This window comes from Pseudomaricurvus sp. ABR4_320 (assembly GCF_056159445.1).
The window spans coordinates 561,834-576,687 of record NZ_JBSWVF010000003.1 but is presented as its reverse complement, the minus strand read 5'-3'; the positions used below and the strand labels follow the sequence as shown (position 1 = coordinate 576,687).

Genomic DNA, 14,854 nt, shown 5'->3' with positions numbered 1-14,854 from the left:
AATATTTCTTTGAAAATTGTATTTTTGGAATATGACTGCCTAAGACGAAAACTCTAATTTTTTGTTTGGCGTATAACCATTTTGGAATTTATTTACATACTCTGTTTCACGATAAAGAACTGTTTTTAATTGGCTAATTAAAATCTGCGTCGAATCCGTAGTTTTTGGTTTCTCCTTGGTTGTATTTAGTGAGCGATATAAGTTTCTTAGCTTTTTGTAGACCTCTCCTTGAGGTAGGTATTTTCTTGAAAATGTATTCAGTGCCTGCAATGTGCGAGATTTTACGTAATATGTTTCGTTCTCTGCTGGAAAGCTATAATCATCAAAGATATCTGTAGCTAGATTTAAACGAGACACAATTTGATTTACAACTACTTTGGGGTTTTGAAGCAAGTTTTTCATTTCATAGATAAGAATATCCTCCTTCCCTAATGTGCTTTGCCATCTCTCAATCCAGTAAGAAAATTGAGCATATTCTAAAGCGTTTTTAAGGTGATCTTGCTTAAAAATAACTTTGTTTTCTTTGCTAATAAGCATTTCTAGAAAGTTGTCAAGAGTTATGTTCTTAGAAATGTATTGCTTATTATTATGAAAATAGTGGTATGTAGAAAGGATGTGGTCTATTGGGTCTCGAATAATGAAGACGCAGAGTTTTTCTGTTTTTAACTGAGATATAGTTTTTAAAGCGGTGTCATGATAGGCGTAGGCGGGCGTTGAATCTATAAAAATTGAGTTTTTTCTGTCTTGTGGGAAAAGGCACTTATATCCTTCTATTCCTTGTTTGTGAATATTAAAATTTTTCTTATAAAAATAAGATGTTTCGTCATAAAGAAATTCAAGTTCCTTGCGCTTTCCTTCGACGATATTTGGATGATAGGTCAACCAAGTGTGCAGAGAGCTTGTGGCACACTTGGTAAATCCACAAATAAATAGTTTTGGAACTTTTCCGCTATATTCCATTAATTTCTTCCTCTGCCACACTATTATATTTATGCATCATATTCTCATAGCTATAGTTTCCCATATAATTATCAATCGCTTGGGGTGACATATTCTTTACTATTTTACTGGCATTATTTGAGAAATTTTCTAGAGTTGAGGCAATTTGTTTAGGAGTTATAGTTTCCAAAGTTTCACCAAAAGGAAATTTGATTAGTTCTTTCATAGCTCCTTGGGAAGAACCTATTACATAAGTTCCTCTGCTAATCGCCTCTATAATACTACGGCCAAATGGTTCAGCCCATGTGGATGTCACTAGTAATACATCGATATTATCCAAAAATTCTATTGCTTTTTTGTGGCCGAGGTATTCAATATTTAAGTCTTTCTTTAAAAAGTAATCTATAGAAATGCCTTGATTTTCCCCTGCTAGCTTTAACGTATGGCCCTTACTATATAGGTGTGAAAGCTCCCACCCTTTAAGAATTTCGTTGATTCCTTTGATAGGATGTAGTCTCCCCAAATAGCCGAATCTAATTCTACTTGAATTCTGAAGTTTGGGTTTTCTTGGGAGATTTATAAACTCGTCGGGTACGGAGTTGTATATTAATGTGACTTTATTGGGGTTGTAGTCAACGAAGTCCAGCGTAAGCTTTTTTGTGAAATCACTTATTGCGATAATTCTATGTGCTTTTGATATAACTTTTCTTCTAAGTTTGAAAAGTATTTTGCAGTCAGAACATAGTCCATTACATATTTTATTTTTTTTGAACATCACGCCATAAGTACAAAACCAGCCGTAATCTCTAATAATAGGTATATAAGGCACTCCGAATGACTGCGCTGCCATCATCATCATTGAGCCATGACCAGCGGGATTGTTAAAAAAAATGATATCTGGCTTATATTTCCGTAATAGATGAGTCGTTCGATGATAAATACTGAAGTCAACTTCGCCACGTAAATTCCACGTTGCCCTTTGGATAAAACTTCTATCTTTTGTTAGAGGGCTTTTTCCTATCTTAAGTCCCTCTAAAACCTCTATTGGAATATCGTCGCATTTTTCAGGGTATGGTTTGCTGCCATCGGAAACAATTATTCGAACGTCGTGGCCTAGTGATTTGAAACCCTTTGCTAATTGTCGAGCGGACCGCTCGGAGCCCCCTAGCTCATTAGGGTAATAGTTAAAGCATTGTATCCAAATTTTCATGATTTACTTTTCAATCGGAAGACGCAAAATAAGCTTGGATCTATATTTAGTTCTCTTTTACAGTAAATAACCGCTAGAAAATTCCATAAAGAAGTAGATAGTGCAATACATATTGCTGCGCCAATCTGTCCGAACTCTGTTGTTAGTAAGGGAAGCATTGCAATAGAGATTATGTTTGATATTAGTAATAATTTAAAAGCGTTTGATGATTGTCCGGTCATTTCCATTAATGCTAGGGTTGGGCCGCAGACTACATTTACTATATATCCTGCTGCGATAATAAGAAGAGCGCTATAGGACTTAGAGAACTCCTCGTTAAACATTTGTAAGAAATCCTTTCCAAATACCACTAAGATCAAGAAGACTAAAGTGGTAGCAGCGCTAGAAATGCATGTTATTAAAAAACAAATTTTTTGCGTTTCATTATAATCTTTATTGTTGTAAGTTTTAGATATAAGCGGTCCAGCAATTACTGTTGATGCAAGTAGGAAAATGTTTAGTAGCATTGCTATCTTCATCGCAGAAAAAAAGCTACCAGATTCAATTTCAGAAAAATAGAAGCCGAGGACAATCGGGGCTAAATTAGGCGTGGCTATTTGCGTGATAGACACCCCCCAAAGTGAAAGCGATTCAGAGATAATCGATTTATTTGGTAAGATCTTAGGTGTAAGAAGAAGGCTCGAGATTGAAAATAGGTTTTGCTTGAAAAGTTGGATGATGCAAGCGGCAATAGCAAGTAGGGCAACCATGTAGGTCGCATGTTCAAGGGAAAGCTCGTTGCCTATTAGATATATATATACACCACAGTAAATAACAATTGAGGATCTCCATAACACATCTCTTGGGATTTGGGAGAGTGCTATATTTTCTGATGATCTTAAGTAAAAAGATTGATACTCTAATAGAGATATGGATATGGATATAATAAATAATATCTGAAAATTCATCCATGTCAGATTTCCTTGATTTACGTAGATCACTCCAGAGGTTGCGATTGTAGTTATTAACGTTCCAAGAATAATAATAACGTAGCCTGAAGAAATTATTTTAAGTAGATTTTCGGTTTTGTTTTCAGATACAAAGATAGAAGCATGTCGCAGTGATAATGATCGTTGACCAAAACTACCTATTACTGATATCAACGTCGCTGTTGAAAATAAAATGCTGAAATTTCCATAGCCTGTAGCGCTCATGCTTCGCGCCAGAAAGAAAAACATAAAGAAAGACAGGGCTGCTCCTGCAAGTTTTATAGATATTCCTAAGAAAGCAGCCTTTTTTATTTTCTCTGAAGTTGATTTCTTCGTTAATTTTAGTTTGGTATTTTTGTTTGGCATGGTAAATAGTTTAGTAGTTTTTTACTAAAGCGTGTTTTCCTTGCAATTTTATAGGCTCAATTTTTGCCAGATCCGATTCTCTTTTTGTGGAAGAGTATATTGCTTCAGACCCCCACTTATTTTTAATTTCCTTCGTCAACAAATTGGAAAATTTTGATTTAAATTCCTCAGGCGAGAACTTTAAAGAATGCTCTCTACAATTAAGAGAGGATATGTTGCAAGCAATATTTTCAAATTTAATAACCGCATTTAGAATTGAGTCTGGAGTTTGTTCTTCGAAGAATATGCCCGTTGATTTTTTTCTGTTAGAGTCATGGTTAACGACCGTTTCTAGTGCTCCACCAGCCCCGAAAGCAATTACGGGGGTTCCACAGGCTTGTGCTTCAAGCGGGATTATTCCAAAGTCTTCTTCGGCTGCAAAAATAAATGCCTTTGCCCTTCCCATATAATCAATTAGTACCTCATCTGATTGATACCCAAGTACCTCTATGTTGTCATGGCCAGAAACGATGTTGTTGATTTTGGTCTCTTCAGGACCTTTTCCAATAATGACAAGTTTTTTGTTTGGTGTTTTGGTGAATGCTTCGGCTATCGCATCAATTCTTTTATAAGGAACAAGGCGTGAAGCGGTTAAGTAAAATTCTTCTTTTTCAGATCTATAAGTGAATTTATTGAGATCAACCGGCGGATATATCACTTCGGCAGTTCTTCTATAAGTTTTCCATATTCGTTTTGCAATGAAATTTGAGTTTGCTGAAAAACAATCAACGCCATTTGATGTTCGATAGTCCCATACTCTAAATTTACCTAGAAGATACCTGGCTAGATGCCCTTTTAGACCTTTATTTAATCCTGTTTGCCTTAGATATTGGTGTGTTAAATCCCACGCATATCTTGCAGGGCTGTGAACATAAGAAATATGAAGCTGATCTGCGTGTGTAATAACCCCTTTTGCTACCGAATAGCTTGATGAGATTATGAGATCATATTTTTCTAGGTCGAATGACTCTATAGCACCGGGATATAATGGTAAGAGATTTCTATAGTACTTATTAACATATGGTAAACTGTTTAGATAGCTGGTGAAAATTTTACAAGATCCAAAGAGCTCTTTTTGTTCTTTGCTCGGCAAGAAATTGATTAATGTGTAGATGTCTGCATTTGGGACCAGCTCTATAATTTTTTGAAGAACTTTCTCTGCGCCACCTATTACAGGTAGGCAATCGTGAACAACTGCGACTCTTAAATTGCTTAAGCTCATTTCTTTGCCCTATTTAGAGGAGCGGTAAATCGCTCCTGTGTGATTATTTTAGGTTGCAACTAGTATGCATTTTTACCTGTGAATCCTTTGGTAAAGGTTTTCATAATGATGAGTATGTCCCACCAAAAGCTCCAGTTGTTTATATATTCCAAATCACACTCAACGCGCTTTTCCATTTTTTCAAGTGTGTCGGTTTCGCCGCGATAACCATTGATCTGTGCCCATCCAGTTATTCCTGGTTTTACTTTGTGTCGACGCATGTAGCTTTTAACTATTGAGCGAAATTCTTCATTGTGGGCTACGGCGTGAGGCCTGGGGCCAACGATAGACATTGTGCCCTGGAGTACATTAATAAACTGAGGGAGTTCATCTAAGGAGGTCCTTCTCAAGATTCGACCAATGCGAGTAATTCGGTCGTCATCTTTTGTCGCTTGACGGAAGCTTTTTCCATTTTCCATCACTTTCATGGTTCTGAATTTCCAAACCTCTATTGGTTTGCCGTCCATGCCATACCGATGTTGTTTAAAAATGACCGGACCATCAGATGTGATTTTTACCAAGTAAGCAATCATCAGCATCAAAGGGGATATTAAAGTGAGAATTATGCTCGATAATATAATGTCTTCTAGGCGCTTTAGAATGCCATTCAAGCCTCGGTTAGGTTCACCAATCAAGCTGATGGCGGGTAGACCATTTAGATCTATGCAGCGGGCATAGAGTAGATCAAATACAAAGAGATTTGGGACCACATAAACAGTCGCTGAGGAGTTTGATAGGCGAGTTACTAACTCTTTGATGCGCTTTTCAGCTCTCATGGGCATCGCAATATAGATGCTGTCGAGCTCTCCCTTTTCGGCGCGGTCAATAAGTTTGCTAAGATTTCCTGCAGGCTTTACGGTGCTTTGTTCGCTACCAGGATCTCGTTGGTCTATTTCAGATATCTTTTTTTCACTGCGATCGTCGTAGAAGCCCTGGAATTCATGCCCGGCCCAGGTTGATTGCTGTAGTCGTTCAGCAACCATTTGCGCAAGGTCACCTGTACCTATTACTGCTGCTGTGCGCGTATGAAAACCGTTGCGACGGCATAAGCGAAGTCCTGTGCGAACGATAATTCGCCAAATAAGCATAAGGGCCAATGCGGATACGAACCACTGAGCGAACATTGGCCAGGCAAAAAGCGTTTCTGATGTGGGGCCAAATTGGCCAACGAGGAAGACAGGGAAGAAGCTGGCAAGCCAGCAGATACAGACTTGGCGCGCTTCTGCCCATGGGGTTTCTGCGCGCCAAGAGCGATATATGTCAGTAAAGTCTGCGAAAATTTGATGCAGCATTCCGGCCGCCAAGCCTCCAACCCAATAGTTGCTATTGAGGTTGCTGCCCGAGTACCAGCCTACGATCGCAACGCCTGCTACGATCAGCAGGCAGTCCATGCATCGTGAAATGAATGCAAATTGTGACGCGTGGGGTTTAATCAATCCCTGACGCAATAACATCGCTGCGGCTCCCAAATTTAGGAAGTTGGCTCCATGCTCTTAGTAAAACAGGGTACCAGCTTCGAGGGATGACGATCCCTCATATGATTTTTTAAGCACAGCTCAACACGCTCTTGGCTGTCGGCTGATGCTAATAAAGCAGCGTTGTTGGAATTTTTATGTGGACAAGCCAGCGAAGAAAAGCGTGATCACTGATGCGTGTTCCTGCGAGATAGACAGCTCGCTGTTGAATGAATGTGAGCAATAAATACACCAATCATCAACATCGAAAAATTACCTACATTTAGTTCTTCAGTAGTTAATTTTGATAAAGCCTATGCCCCATGTATGAAACTTTAATGTCTGCAAGGAAATCTTGGCAATAGTGTGCTACGCAAAAAGTTCCCTTTTACGAATAAAGTATTGCCGGGTGCTATTTGAGTGTCGCTAAAACAAGTCCTTCTGCCGCATAAATCGTTTTTCTGTAAAGTTAGGTTGTGTACGATTCTGGTGCCTGGTAAGAATTAATGTGCGGCGCTGGTGCGTAAAAATGACAGCATGATGGATTAGGCGACAGGGTGCTGGCTATGATCGGCGTGGCGCGGTTTTCAGTCGTGGAAATAAAAAACGCGGCAGGCGCCGCGTTTTGAGGTTTGAATAAGGGCGTGGTGTTGCTTATTCAGTAGAGGTCGTCGATGTGGTTGTTGTTGTCGTGGTGCCCGTGGTGCTGGTTGTGCCAGCCGCACCTGTGTCGAGTGTGCTCGGAACCTTCTCCGTTTGTGCCAGTGTAGTGCCAGATAGCGACGCCAACAGCAGAGCGGCTGACGCGATGGCTGCATAATGTTTCATAAGCCTGTCTCCTTCGGGTGCGTCCTGCGCTTGGCCGGGACGATTGGATAATGTTCGTCTCTGGATACTATCACTGGTTGTTTATTGTTCATAGGTCAAGGTTTATTCGGGTGCCAAAAACTCTTGGTTTTTGAGTAAAGCTTCTGGTGGGCGCCCAGAGCTTGAACTATGTTTTCTCTGTTCTTTGGGTTTTGACAGTAGGCAGTCGTTGTACCTCATTTGGTGTTTACGCATAAAGGGAGGCAGTATGCGGGTCTTGGTGGTTTTGTTGTTTGGTTTTTGGGGGGCCGCATATGCGCATGCGGATGAGTGGACCGGGGAGGATAAAGAAAAGCATTTTTTGGTGTCGGCGGCGCTGGGTACGGCAGCCTATGCCTATACCGAGAATCGGACACAGGCGTTTATGATCGCCTTGGTGCCTGGAATTCTGAAAGAGGTTTATGACAGTCAGCAGGATGATAATGTGTTTAGTGGCAAGGACTTAGTGGTTGATGCCCTTGGCGCCGCGGTCGGCGTGCAGATTGGTCATTGGACGATTGGGCCAGATCGCATTACCTTTTTTGCACAATTTTAGCGGCCTGCTCAATTAGATCTTAATTTGGTTTTCTATTTTTCCGGAATGAGCACTCGTTTAATTCCCATGTGTTTGTACAGGTTGGCGAGTGTCTTCTTCGCCTTATCGTCGCCGTGAACAATTCGAATTTCTTGGGGCTTGTGGCGCATGCGCCTGACGAAGTTGATTAATCCGTTCTGATCGGCGTGGGCGGAGTAGCCGCCCAGTGTATCGATCTTGGCTTTTATGGTGTATTTCTTGTCGTCGAGCATCACGTAGCCTCCCCGTGGTCCCCAGGTTTGTATGTCTCTGCCGGGTGTTCCCGCGGCTTGATAACCAATAAAGAGGATGTTGGTGCGTGAATCTTCAATGAGTGCTTTTAGATAATTGGTGATGCGCCCACCGGCGCACATTCCGCTGGCGGCAATCACGATACACGGATGGCCAGTGCTCTTGATGTAGTTGACGGCCGTAATGTGTTGGTCGTGGTTTTCAACGGTGTAGAGCTGTTCAAAACTGAGTGGGTGGCGGCCTCGTCTCAGCCGCTGCAGAGCTTCTTTATCCCAATGCTGCTGGAGCTCTCGATATTGTTCGGTAAAGCGGGCAGCCAGTGGAGAATCTACAATGATTTCTAGCGTATTCCAGAGGTTGGTCTTCTTGCTTTTTGACGCTCTGTCGGTGTGGCTTTCATGTATCAGGGTTTCCAATTCGTAGAGAATTTCCTGGGTGCGCCCTATGCTGAAGGCGGGTATGAGAATGGCACCTCGATCTTCCAGCGACCGTTCAATGACTTGCTTGAGTCTTTGTCGCCGTAGCCGTCTGCCTTCATGCTGGCGGTCGCCGTAGGTGCTTTCGATGATGAGGGTATCTGCCTGATAGGGCGCTCTGGGGGCTGGCAGCAGAGGTGCGTGAGGGGCGCCCAAGTCGCCAGAAAAGACAATTCTGTGTTTTTGCTTAAATCGCCGAATGTCGCATTCTGCATAGGCAGAACCAAGTATATGCCCGGCAGGTTGCAGTTTGATACGCAGGTTGCTGTCGTTGTCAGAAATAATCGTTTGCCAGTGCTTGTAGGCAATCGGTCGCAGTTGTTGGTGAATCTTCCCCATAAACTGGCGGATCAACCGTTTGTTGCGTGTAACGCCAATCTTAAGGGCGTCTTCAAGAACGAGGGGTAGAAGCGCGGCAGAGGCTTCGCTGGTATAGATGGGGCCGTTGAACCCGGCAGCAAGCAGCCAGGGTATGCGGCCAACGTGATCAATGTGGACGTGTGTGACGATCAGAGCCTGAATATGTGCGATGTCGAAGTCGATGTGCAGCTGGTCGGCGCCCGCCTTGTTGGCAGAGGTTTCTGCGCCTTGGAACAACCCGCAATCGATCAGTATGCCGGGGCCTTTGTTGAACCTTAGTTCGTGGCAGGAGCCGGTCACACCGTTTATAGCTCCATGATGGTGTATGGAATAAAAGGTGTTGTCCAAGAGGGCCTTCCTGCGAAAACGTTGTTGGTTATAACAGGTTTAGCACAGGCTGAATTGAATGGCTTTAGGTGGAGCGCTGCAGGTAGATTTCTTTGTTGAGTCGCATCCGATTGCCGTTGAAGATGTATCCCGGATCGAGCGGTTGATTCTTTTCTAGTTTGGCGATGCATTCGTTTACAGGCAGGCCGCAATGTTCCTGTATTCGGTGCAGTGTCGGAATCGGATCGGCCACCAATGCGTCATAGCTGACGGGCAGTACGATGTCGTTACCCAGGCGTCGGGATGCCTGACGGCAAAGAAAATGAACCCCTGAATAGTAGAGTCGGGCCGATACTGGGTTCTTTCGTGGTTGTGCCAGGCCGACTTTCGAGAAGGACGCGATGACATCTCGTCTGCGCCTGTGTAGGTAAATGACCCGCAGTTGGACATTCTCAAGGTATCGGCTTAGGTTCAGGGCTCGGCCTGGGTTTTTCGATGAATCGATTAAAAAGCGGCTACCTGAGTGCTGAAAGATTAAGGAAATCAGCGTGTTTAATGCGGTTTTATAGTGTGCAGCTTCGGTTTTTGAGCTGGGTATGTTGGCGAGCCAACGCCAGGCGCTGGCGTTATCTTCGAAGTGGTGGGTGAGCTTGTTGAAGTCATCGAAAGAGGCTGCCGGTAGAGACGCCTGCATATCGCTGGTCACCTTTTGCCAGAAGTGGTGATTGTCCGTATTTGGTCCGAAACCGTTCGGGCAGCCGTTGAATTCGCTGTAATACATCAGTTCGCCCGTATTGGTTACGCCGGAGTTATTGCCCAGCATAATGTCTAGCAGGGTTGAGCCGCTGCGGCAGCAGCCCATGATGTAAATGAGAGTCGGTTTTTTCTGTGTCACGGTATTTCTGTATTTGTGGTGACCTTTCAGGAGTTCGAGCGGATCAAGGTTCTAAGAGGCTGCGTCGCCAGCGTATGTCGGCGAAAGAAATATTGCATGCCAGCAGTCTCTATCGAGTGTCGATACCTGTCAATGGCGGGCCGTTGATGTTTGTTCATTATTTGTCGGTCGCTGTTTGCGATTAGCCGTGTCCTGGACGTATTATCATTAGGCCAAGAGCCTGGTTTTTGAGTTGTTCGATGTTTAACTCCATTCTTTTTGTTTGTATCGGCAATATCTGCCGCAGCCCTACGGCGGAATATCTGCTGCGGCACAAGCTCGCGGCCAAGCCGCAGTTGGTCGTTCGGTCGGCAGGTCTTGGGGCGCTGGTGGATCAACCGGTCGAGGCAACGGCAGCAGAGTTGCTGTTGGAGCAAGGCATTGATCCTTCTGGGCACAAGGCGCGTCAATTGCGTACTGATCATCTGGTTAAGGCTGACCTTGTGCTGGCGATGGAGCCGGAAATGGTGCGTAAGATTCATCGGCTTGCCCCTCAGGTCAGTGGCAAAACATTTTTATTGGGCAAGTGGCAAGATAGCAGTCCGGTGGCGGATCCCTATCGTAAAAGCCGCGAAGCTTTTGTGCATGTCTATCATCAGATAGATCGCTACACAGACGACTGGGTAAAGTATCTATAGCGGAAGAGGTTTGGCGGTTTGGCGTTTTCGCCAGGCAAAAAAATGGGGGCCTGGAGCCCCCGTGTGGTAACTGGTTAAACGGCTTCTGTTCAGATGATTTCGACTCCGCCTTCGAATAGCGAAACGGAAAGAGGAGTGTCCGCCAGGCGGTCGCGTTTCTGTTCGGTCAATAATTCCAGCGCTATGGCTTGACCCATGCGCATGGATTCTAAATAGTCACTGTAATAATTAACGCCTGCCCAGCAGCGGCCTAGAGCAACATTGCTGGCGAGTTTGTCCAGCTCGTCGCCAACCGTTAGGGGTTTCGGCAATGTAAGAATGTTCAGTTTGCCGCCGTCTTCGCTGGCGACGAGAGCTTTGTTCGGGTTGTAGCCTGCGATGTTCAACGGGGCGGTGTGATCGAAAAGTGCTTTTAGCACGGTGACACAGGCGCCTGCGACGGTGGCATGAGCTGAGCCATACGCCGGTGACATGGGCGCACCTTCTGGAAAGGCAAGGGGCAATAAGCGGTTTTCGGCTTCTTGTCCGTTGGCGCCTATCGGGTTGCCCCAATCGCCAAAGTGCCCGCTGTCACACAGTGCGCCGATCATGCGACTCAGTGGCTGAATCGCAGGGTAGATCTCACTGTATTTTTCCATGAGTCCGGCAGTCGCTTCGGGGCGTGGGCGCCGGTGGATATGAAACTTGTGGTAGCGAGCCGCTTTTAACGCTCGGTTTGCTGCTTGTGACAGAAGCGCGATGATGCGTGTGGCGCTGATGCGGCGTTTGCCCTGCAAGCTCGGATCGAGTGGCAGCTCGTTGGCGAGCAGGATCAAGTTAGCGTTGAGGTAGGCTTCGTAAAACGTATCGTTGTGAACGTGGGTCGCCAGATCTCTGGGGGTTGCCAGAAAACGGTAGGAGGGCTCCTGTTCATACATGCCTTCCTGGTCAACTTCGACACCGTTTTGAGCGTCAAACCAAGTATCCCAGTCGGTAAGGTAGTCGTGGCCGCGGATGGCGTAGCGAACTCGCTGATCGATACGCAGGCTGCCAAATTGAATAAAGCCATCCGTCGCTTCGTGGCTGCAACTGTCTACGCCACGGGTGCCAGCTAACAGAAATTGGGAAATGTAAGGGCCCTGCCAATCTCCCGGGCTCACGCCGCGAAAAACGGATTGTGCGTTTAAAGGGCCGCGCCGACGATGGGCTTCGTCGGTACTGTCTGCTTTTCCGGTGCTCTTCGTATTAAAGCCGTAGCGACTGCCAAACCACTCCAATTGGTTAAGGCGAACAATCTCTGCCTGAACCTTCTGGTGTTCAGCTGGGTTGGCTTCTACTTGGGCGGCGATACCGGAATCCATAAACGCCGTAAATGGAATGTCTCGGAGTTTTGCCTGGCTGTAGAGTTCAGCCATTTCTGCAATCAGCTCGGGGCTGCCCAGGCGCGGTGGAGGTGGCAGTTTGTGCCGGGCAGGGTTGGCCGCGAGTTCTGCGAGCTGGCCAGTATTGGCCAGGGCTGATTTGGGTTTTTCGGCAAGGCGGGTTTCGCCGTAGTCCCAATCTTTTACTCTTCGTCCAGCGTGGACGGCAGCCTTCCAGCTGGGGGAAATGCGGTTGCCTTCCGGACCCATTGGGGTGCTGCGAAAGTCGTCCCCGTTTCCTGAATCAATGGCAGTGACAAGTTGTTGAAAATTTTCTGGTTTCTTTAGCAGCCCGGTGTTGTAGTCGTGGGGAAGACCTTTGGTAAAGCTGGCCAGATAGCGTCCGCTCCAGGCGTAGATCAACTCTTCGCCATTGGTGGAGTGGCCGGCCGGAGACCGCTGCAGTAGGCGCGCCGCCGTGTCTATAATTTCGTCCGTGCGGCCGGGATTGGCTGCCATGGGAACTCCTTTAATACGCTGAAACTTAGCGGAGTCGACACCGCCAGCGGGGGGATTCTGGCGGTGTATCCTTGAGGAGGTCGGTAGAAACCGACGACGCAAACTTATGTTAAGCGGCGATCTGGTTTTAGAATGTGAATTAGTGCTCCAAAAAAATGTGAATTATTACCATTTTTTGGGGGCGGGCTGTGGTAGGAGGTTGCAGGGAGAAATTGTGTCGCCAGCCCGTTGGCGTTAGTGTGGTCGTAAATTTCAGACCTATTCCACTCGGGAGCGTCAATGACCACAACGGATTATCCTCGCGATCTTATCGGCTATGGCCGTCATACCCCTGCTGAGCCTTGGCCAAACAAAGCCCGCGTTGCCGTGCAGTTTGTCCTCAATTATGAAGAGGGTGGTGAAAACTGCGTGCTGCATGGGGACGCCGGCTCAGAGACGTTCCTCTCTGACATCATCGGCGCTCAATCTTATCCTGCGCGCCATATGAGTATGGAATCTATGTATGAGTATGGAAGCCGGGCGGGATTTTGGCGCATTTACCGTCTGTTTGAAAAGAAAAAAATTCCTGTCACGGTATACGGTGTTGCTATGGCGTTGGCTCGCAACCCGGAGGCGGTGGCCGCTATGCAGGCGGCACATTGGGAAATCGCTAGTCATGGCTACCGTTGGATTGATCATCAATTTATGCCCATTGACGAAGAGCGGCGTCAGATTCAGACGGCCATTGAGGTGCATGCTGAGGTGACGGGGCAGCGGCCGCTGGGTTGGTATACTGGGCGTGACAGTCCCAATACGCGCGCTCTTGTGGTTGAGGCGGGAGGGTTTCTATATGACTCCGACAACTATGGGGATGACCTACCATTTTGGGATTGCAGTTTTGATAAGCCTCATTTAGTGATCCCCTATACGCTGGAAGCGAATGACATGCGCTTCGCGACGCCCCAGGGATTTCATAATGCAGAGCAGTTTTTCGTTTATCTTCGTGATGCTTTTGATGTTTTGTATGAGGAGGGAGAGACGGCGCCCAAGTTGATGAACATCGGTTTGCATTGTCGAATTATCGGCCGGCCTGCACGTTTTCGTGCTCTGCAAATGTTCTTAGATTACATAGAGCCGTACGAAGATGTTTGGGTTTGCACGCGGGAGCAAATCGCTCGTCACTGGCATGAAAATTTCCATCCGGGAAAGTAGCGATTGGTGATACTTCTTAATTGATAATTATTATCATTTGTGGTAGTGTTTGGGGCGGTTGGTGCTTCGGAGTATCTCTCCTGGCGCCAGAAGTCCACGAGCCCAAAAGAGTTTGTCGTGTCCAAATTTATCAATGAAACCGTTACCCATGTACACCACTGGAATTCCTCATTGTTTAGCTTTCGCACCACGCGACAGCAGTCGCTGAGGTTCGAAAACGGCCATTTCATTATGATTGGTTTGGAGGTGGAAGGTCGTCCACTGATGCGAGCCTACAGTATCGCCAGTGCAAACTATCAGCCCGAGCTGGAATTTTTCAGCATTAAAGTCCCCAATGGTCCGCTGACATCTCGCTTGCAAAAGCTAAAAGTGGGGGATTCTGTCATTCTAAGTACCAAGCCGACAGGAACCTTGATCTCAGGGAACCTTCTTGATGGTAAACATCTGTATTTGCTGGGGACGGGGACAGGGCTTGCCCCGTTCATGAGCATTATCCGCGATCCCGACGTCTATGAGCAGTTCGAGAAAATAATACTGGTACATGGTGTGAGAGAGGTTTCTGACCTTGCGTATCAGGATTTTATCGAGCGTGAATTGCCCAACGACGAATTTCTGGGTGAAATGATTCAGAATCAGTTGATCTATTATCCCACGGTAACACGAGAAGATTTTCGCAATACCGGTCGTATTACGGATTTGATGGCGAGCGGTAAAATGTTTCGGGATATTGGATTGCCCGATCCAACAACAGCAGATGATCGCTTTATGCTGTGTGGTAGCCCGAGCATGCTGAAGGATACCTGTAACCTCTTGGATGCCTTGGGGTTTAAAGAGTCTCGCCACGGGCATCGGGCCGAGTATGTTATTGAACGGGCATTTGTAGAGCAGTAAGCTGCGGTTGGCTCGCTTGTTTTCAAGATTCGATTTTTGAGCGTCGGTGTCTTAAAGATTTCATAAAAACGTTATTGCGTTTCTTAAGTAACAAGTGTTACTTTTTGTTGTAAGTTAATACACAGATCGACGAATGGATTCGGAATAGATTTGACAGGGATGTCGCTTCTCTTTTTGCCTTCCTTTTCCTTCACGTTTTTCTATTCGACCAGAGTTGAATGCCGGGTGATGACTCTGCGTTTATATGCGTCGTAAAGTCGTATTATTGG

At 45.8% G+C, this 14,854-nt stretch carries 13 protein-coding genes; 4 read left to right on the top strand and 9 right to left on the bottom strand.

All coding sequences use genetic code 11. The features are described from left to right. Positions 1-39 precede the first annotated feature (39 nt). From ACXAFR_RS08730 to ACXAFR_RS08705, 6 genes are all read right to left on the bottom strand, one after another. Entirely contained in the window at positions 40-960 is a 921-nt protein-coding gene (locus ACXAFR_RS08730; protein ID WP_475175678.1) for a sulfotransferase domain-containing protein, read from the bottom strand. Next, the gene (locus ACXAFR_RS08725; RefSeq protein ID WP_475175675.1) at positions 950-2,149 is read right to left on the bottom strand and encodes a glycosyltransferase; all 1,200 of its coding nucleotides are present in this window, start codon (positions 2,147-2,149) and stop codon (positions 950-952) included. Before ACXAFR_RS08725 ends, ACXAFR_RS08730 begins: the two co-directional genes overlap by 11 nt. Further along, positions 2,146-3,483, bottom strand: a complete 1,338-nt coding sequence (locus ACXAFR_RS08720; protein WP_475175673.1) for a lipopolysaccharide biosynthesis protein — start codon at positions 3,481-3,483, stop codon at positions 2,146-2,148. The genes ACXAFR_RS08725 and ACXAFR_RS08720 overlap by 4 nt, the downstream gene beginning before the upstream one ends. A gap of 10 nt (positions 3,484-3,493) precedes the next feature. Beyond that, a complete protein-coding gene (locus ACXAFR_RS08715) occupies positions 3,494-4,744 on the bottom strand; it encodes a glycosyltransferase (RefSeq protein WP_475175672.1) in 1,251 nt (416 codons plus the stop codon). 59 nt (positions 4,745-4,803) lie between these two features. Beyond that, entirely contained in the window at positions 4,804-6,237 is a 1,434-nt protein-coding gene (locus ACXAFR_RS08710) for an undecaprenyl-phosphate glucose phosphotransferase (protein ID WP_475175669.1), read from the bottom strand. A gap of 654 nt (positions 6,238-6,891) precedes the next feature. Beyond that, positions 6,892-7,065, bottom strand: coding sequence for a hypothetical protein (locus ACXAFR_RS08705; protein ID WP_475175666.1), 174 nt, complete (start codon positions 7,063-7,065; stop codon positions 6,892-6,894). 247 nt (positions 7,066-7,312) lie between these two features. Between ACXAFR_RS08705 and ACXAFR_RS08700 the strand changes: the two genes are divergently transcribed. Next, on the top strand, positions 7,313-7,639 hold the full coding sequence (locus tag ACXAFR_RS08700) for a hypothetical protein (protein WP_475175662.1): 327 nt from the start codon (positions 7,313-7,315) through the stop codon (positions 7,637-7,639). A gap of 32 nt (positions 7,640-7,671) precedes the next feature. Here the strand turns inward: ACXAFR_RS08700 and ACXAFR_RS08695 are convergent, their stop codons facing one another. Together ACXAFR_RS08695 and ACXAFR_RS08690 are read right to left on the bottom strand one after the other, a co-directional pair. Then, a complete protein-coding gene (locus ACXAFR_RS08695) occupies positions 7,672-9,093 on the bottom strand; it encodes an MBL fold metallo-hydrolase RNA specificity domain-containing protein (RefSeq protein ID WP_475175659.1) in 1,422 nt (473 codons plus the stop codon). 64 nt (positions 9,094-9,157) lie between these two features. After that, positions 9,158-9,967: a sulfotransferase family protein gene (locus tag ACXAFR_RS08690; protein ID WP_475175656.1), complete on the bottom strand. Its 810-nt coding sequence runs from the start codon at positions 9,965-9,967 to the stop codon at positions 9,158-9,160. Positions 9,968-10,206: 239 nt separating this feature from the next. On the opposite strand from ACXAFR_RS08690, the gene ACXAFR_RS08685 reads away from it, so the two are divergent. Next, complete coding sequence (locus ACXAFR_RS08685) at positions 10,207-10,644, top strand: low molecular weight protein-tyrosine-phosphatase (RefSeq protein WP_475175652.1); 438 nt, start codon at positions 10,207-10,209, stop codon at positions 10,642-10,644. Positions 10,645-10,733: 89 nt separating this feature from the next. Here ACXAFR_RS08685 and ACXAFR_RS08680 read toward each other — a convergent pair whose 3' ends face one another. Next, on the bottom strand, positions 10,734-12,503 hold the full coding sequence (locus ACXAFR_RS08680) for a vanadium-dependent haloperoxidase (protein ID WP_475175649.1): 1,770 nt from the start codon (positions 12,501-12,503) through the stop codon (positions 10,734-10,736). A gap of 279 nt (positions 12,504-12,782) precedes the next feature. Between ACXAFR_RS08680 and puuE the strand changes: the two genes are divergently transcribed. Together puuE and ACXAFR_RS08670 are read left to right on the top strand one after the other, a co-directional pair. Further along, positions 12,783-13,694 carry an allantoinase PuuE gene (puuE, locus tag ACXAFR_RS08675; RefSeq protein ID WP_475175645.1) on the top strand — a complete coding sequence of 304 codons (912 nt, stop codon included), beginning with the start codon at positions 12,783-12,785 and terminating at the stop codon, positions 13,692-13,694. Positions 13,695-13,811: 117 nt separating this feature from the next. Next, complete coding sequence (locus ACXAFR_RS08670) at positions 13,812-14,585, top strand: ferredoxin--NADP reductase (RefSeq protein ID WP_475175641.1); 774 nt, start codon at positions 13,812-13,814, stop codon at positions 14,583-14,585. Positions 14,586-14,854: the final 269 nt, after the last annotated feature.